The sequence below is a fragment of the Bacillus sp. LR_5 genome (genome assembly GCF_042709275.1).
Map to the genome: position 1 here is coordinate 1 of NZ_JAVAXX010000385.1, position 4889 is coordinate 4889.

General features: G+C 46.1%; 6 protein-coding genes. 1 reads left to right on the forward strand and 5 read right to left on the reverse strand.

The genetic code is table 11. From position 1 onward, the window contains the following. Positions 1–12: 12 nt before the first annotated feature. The 4 genes from RAC86_RS35350 to RAC86_RS35365 form a co-directional block, all read right to left on the reverse strand. Positions 13–435, reverse strand: a complete 423-nt coding sequence (locus tag RAC86_RS35350; protein ID WP_015252796.1) for a pyridoxamine 5'-phosphate oxidase family protein — start codon at positions 433–435, stop codon at positions 13–15. Between the two features lie 77 nt (positions 436–512). Then, positions 513–1064 carry a GNAT family N-acetyltransferase gene (locus RAC86_RS35355; protein ID WP_377886681.1) on the reverse strand — a complete coding sequence of 184 codons (552 nt, stop codon included), beginning with the start codon at positions 1062–1064 and terminating at the stop codon, positions 513–515. An 87-nt stretch (positions 1065–1151) separates the two neighbouring features. Next, positions 1152–1655, reverse strand: a complete 504-nt coding sequence (gene lyxE / locus RAC86_RS35360; RefSeq protein WP_003234400.1) for a D-lyxose ketol-isomerase — start codon at positions 1653–1655, stop codon at positions 1152–1154. 15 nt (positions 1656–1670) lie between these two features. Then, complete coding sequence (locus tag RAC86_RS35365) at positions 1671–2531, reverse strand: SDR family oxidoreductase (RefSeq protein ID WP_003246648.1); 861 nt, start codon at positions 2529–2531, stop codon at positions 1671–1673. 155 nt (positions 2532–2686) lie between these two features. Between RAC86_RS35365 and RAC86_RS35370 the strand changes: the two genes are divergently transcribed. After that, positions 2687–3283: a class I SAM-dependent methyltransferase gene (locus RAC86_RS35370; protein ID WP_044052635.1), complete on the forward strand. Its 597-nt coding sequence runs from the start codon at positions 2687–2689 to the stop codon at positions 3281–3283. 19 nt (positions 3284–3302) lie between these two features. Here the strand turns inward: RAC86_RS35370 and RAC86_RS35375 are convergent, their stop codons facing one another. Next, on the reverse strand, positions 3303–4814 hold the full coding sequence (locus RAC86_RS35375) for a class I adenylate-forming enzyme family protein (RefSeq protein WP_024572566.1): 1512 nt from the start codon (positions 4812–4814) through the stop codon (positions 3303–3305). Positions 4815–4889: the final 75 nt, after the last annotated feature.

The window sequence follows — 4889 nt, forward strand, 5'->3', positions numbered from 1 at the left end:
AACACAAATTTTTTATAGTTTGAGTGAGACCGGTGTTTTCTCCCCGGCATTCATTAATCTGATATCCTCCGGTTCAATTTCAAGAATCACCAGATTCGGATCATCCTTGCCGTCAAACCAGCGCTCTAATTTGGAACTCCATATTTTGTCCTTGAGTTCTGCCGAATTGTTGATTTTGGCTTTTCCGGCAACTTCGACATATGCGTCGCCAAAACCTTCACAATCATAGCCTAATAAAATGTGGACATTGGGGTTGTTCTCAATTTCTTCTGCTTTATGAGTTTCCTTGCTTGTCGGTGTGTAAATCGTCAGCCCGTCATGGAAAAAAGTCATGTAGCGGGAATGCGGTTTGCCCTTTTGAACTGTTGCGAGCGAACCTACTTTATGGTGATCTAGAACATCAAGCACTTTTTGTTTAATGTCTTGCTGATTCATCTCGAATCACTCCTTTTTAACGTCTCCGCTGTTACTTTTCCACATCCGGGGAAGATTTAAACAAGAAAGTGTGCTCTTTATTTTTCGCCTTCCCATTCACGCTTTAACAGACTGTAGTAGACGAGGTCGTAATGCCTGCCGTTTACGTATAAGCCATCCCGTGCCCTTCCTTCCTCTAGAAACCCGATCCGCTCCGGAACCGCTCTGCTTTTTTCGTTTCCGACAGCCGCACAGATCGCCACACGATTCAGCTCAAGCTCTTCAAAAGCATACGTAATGAGTTTTCGGCAGGCAGCTGTAATAATGCCTTTCCCTTCAAATTCTTTGGCAATCCAATATCCGATTTCCGCCTTACGATTCACTTGATCAAGGTTATGCAGGCTGATCATGCCGCATAGGCTGCCGTCATAAAGGAGCCCCGCCTCAATGCCGTTCAGGTCGGCATACTGGCGCCGCCAATCTGGAATGATTGTTTCTCTGTACGTTTCAGCGCTGCTTGGATTTTCCGCAAAAAACAGCCACTGGCCGAGCCGCTGCTGATTTTGGATAATGAGTTCGGCCAGCCGCTCAGCATCCTTCGGCTCCAATAAACGGATGGTGATGTGCTCATTTACCTTGCAAGTGAACATTGCCTCGCCCTCTTTCCTTTTTCACCCATTATATCGATGATTCTGTATTTTTCAATACAAAAAAGGATGGGCTGCTAAGCCTCATCCTTATATTCTTGGATCGGTAAAGATATCATGTTTATCCGTGCTCGTCGATGACATTTCCGTCACGACAGCACCTTCTTCCCCGGCCTGGAACCAATGCTTTGTGTTTGGTGGAATCGTGTATTGCCCGCCCGGTTCTAGCTCAATTTCGTGCCAGACCGTATAGTGTTCTCTGTCTTCCTGAGGAGGGAGAACTTTTGGAAGCGGCGTTTTTTCTCCTTCTACGTAAAGATACACTTTTCCGTAGCGGCAGCGGAAGGTCTCCTGCTTGCCTTCCTGGCCGTCGACCGGCGGATGGCGGTGTTCCGGGCAAGTCTGTCCCGGAAACAGCACCAATTCCTTTGAACAATAACGGTCTGTATTGACGTAGACGAAGAGCTGGAGCCCGACTTTTCTTTCTTTTCCTAAGCCGTAATCCATCAGCTGGATTTGGTCTACTTCCTCGTCTGTTAATACAATCCCTGCTTTTTGATAGTAGCTGTTCACTTCTTCTTTCGTGATGCCCATATGTCTCACTCCCTCTTATGTCGTCACAAAGTTTCCACCGTTGACATGCAGGGTCTGACCTGTCATGTAAGAGGACTCATCTGATGCCAGGAGCACATAACAGCCGACGTGCTCAACAGGCTGTCCAGGACGGCCCATCGGCGTATCTTGCCCAAATTGAGCAACTGTTTCTTCAGGGAACGTAGCTGGGATTAGTGGCGTCCAGATTGGACCCGGCGCGACTGCATTTACACGGATGCCGTCTTTAACAAGCGCCTGCGCCATTGTTCTTGTAAAGGCGTTGATCGCCCCTTTTGTCGCTGTATAATCAATCAGTGTCGGGTTCCCTACGTACGGGTTGATGGATGTCGTATTGATGATGGCGCTGCCCGGTTTCAGGTAATCAATTGCTTTTTTAGTCAAATAAAATTGAGAATAAAAGTTTGTTTTGAATGTGCGGTGAAGCTGTTCGCTCGTAATATCTTTGATGCTTTCCTTCGGATGCTGTTCACCTGCATTGTTGACAAGGATGTCAAGGCCGCCTAATTCCTTGACCGTTTTTTCAACCGCTTCATTGCAGAATTCCTCTTCACCTACGTCACCAGCAATCAGCAGGCATTTTACGCCTTCTTGTTCAACACGTTTCTTCGTCTCCTCAGCGTCTTCATGCTCATCCTTATACACAATGGCGATGTCTGCGCCTTCCTTTGCGTAAGCGACGGAAACCGCGCGTCCGATCCCGCTGTCGCCGCCTGTAATAAGAGCTACTTTTCCTTTTAATTTGTCTGCTCCTTTATAATCCTCGTACTCATACACCGGACTTGGATTCATTTCGCTTTCAATTCCCGGCTGGCGACTTTGAGTTTGTGCCGGCAGTTCTTTTGGATAATTTGCCATGATGATTCTCCTCCTTTGTTTTCATGTCTATTTGTTGTGTACCTCACACACTCTTTGGATAAACATGGCTTGGCACCTTCGCATTGCTTTATCAGAAAAATGTTTCACATGGAACGCTGGGAGGAAATTAACTCAAAAAGGGGGTTGGTTGCTGAATGATTAACATGCTTTCTAGAAGATTCAGCAGGCCAAAGGGCGTCATCGGCATGATTGCCGGGTACATCATGGCTGCTGAAAATCAAACACTGAATCAGTGGACAATCAATCAGCTGGGTATCACGCGCGGGGACAGCATTTTAGAAGTCGGGTTTGGCCCGGGATACTGCATGCAGCAGATGCTGAAACGCGAGAAGGATGTTCATCTTCATGGGATTGATGTGTCAGAGGCCATGCTGAAGCTGGCCGCCCGCAGAGTGAAACCAAAGGGCGTACGCCTGATACAAGGAAGCATCGAGACATTTCCTCTCCCCGCCTCGTTTTATGATAAAGTGATTTCCGTTAACAACTACACCATTTGGAATGACCAAACAAAAGGCATGAAACAGATTTATCGGGCATTAAAGCCAGGCGGCAAAGCAGCCATTACGATGCAGCCGCGGGAAGCGGATGCCAGTCCTGAGAAAACCAAATCATTTGGAAGACAGATGATTGCTGACTTTAAAGCAGCCGGCTTCGAAGACATTGATATAGAATTTAAGAACATTAAGCCTGAGCTTTCCGTCTGTGCAACTGCAAAGAAGCCCGCCACATAAAGTGGACGGGCTTCTTCTTTTATGAATGTACAGCCTGATTGCGCAGGACGTCTTTTTTCACCTTGCCAAGGTTGTTTTTCGGCAGTTCGTTAACAAATTCAACTTCAGGTATTTTGTAAGCGGACAGGCGTTCTTTACAAAATGCAATGACATCCTCTTCCGTGATGCGCTGGCCGCCATTTTTCACGATAAAAGCTTTCGGTTTTTCACCGTAAAGCGGATCAGGAATACCGACCACAGCTGTTTCAAGGATTCCCGGGATCTGCTGGATAACTTCTTCAACCTGATCAGGATAGACGTTATCGCCTCCGTAAATAATGACATCCTTGTAGCGTCCCGTGATGAAAATAAAGCCATCTTCATCTACATATCCTGAATCTCCGGTTCTAAACCATCCGTTTTGCAGCACTTTCGCTGTTGCTTCAGGATTGTCTTCATAGCCTTTAAATAAGAATGGAGTATGAACAACGATTTCGCCAATTTCTCCTTGAGGAAGTTCTTCTCCGGTCAGAGGATCTTCCACTTTGACTTTAACACCTGCCACAGGTTTTCCTGCAGATGCCGCTTTATCCATTCCCATATCAGGCGTCCATGTGCTGATGCCCCAAGCCTCAGTACTTCCATAGCCATGCGCCAGCGGAATGCCAATATCAAGATAGCGGCGGATTAGGCTGCTCGGCACTTTTGTTCCGCCTGTCATTAAAATAACAAGTGAAGATAAGTCAGTTTGGTGCTTTTCCCACGCCTCAAGCAAATACGTGTAAAACACAGGAAGAGCCATCACGGTCTGAATTTTCTCTTCTTCAATGACCTTCAGCATGTGAACAGGATCTTGATCCTTTGTAAACACAAAGGTTGTTTCTGCAAACGTTCCAAGCATGATGCAAATGAGCGCACTCGTATGATAAATCGGATGGCACGCGAGAAAACGAAGGCCCTTCATACGTGCTATTGAGCTGTTGGATTTTTTAACGTATCTGTATATGCCGCCATGTGTAATCATGCATCTTTTCGGGTTTCCCGTTGTTCCAGATGTAAACATCAGAAGTGCTGTATCATCAGGGGAAACCATTTCCGTCTCTGGCAAATGATCAGGACCTGCAAACAGCGCTTCAAATTCAGCAGATGTTTCGTAAGCTGTTCCTGTTTCCATTGTTACACACAGTGAGGACAATTCAGGTAGAACTTCATCCAGTATCTCTTTAAACTCCGCTCCGTAAAACATCGCTTTCGGTTCACTTGCTTTTAAAATGCCTGTCATTTCATATGGTTTCAGCTGCCAGCTGACAGGTACGACAACAGCACCTATTTCAAGCGCGGCGAACATAACAGTTGATGCGGGATGGCCGTTTTTGCAAAGCAATGCAACACGGTCGCCCTTTTGAATTCCTTTTTGAAGCATGGCATTCGCCAGCTGATTAATCCGTTTACGGTAACCTTTATATGTCAGTGTATGGTCTCCGCTTTTTACAGCCTCTATTTCTTCGCTATTCGGCATGTCATGCAGAATCAGATGCTGTAATGTTTCCATATCGTCATCTCCTATATTCTCTTGAATCTTCAATAATTTGTTAGATTTTCTTCCTTACCTCACCCATTTTAACCC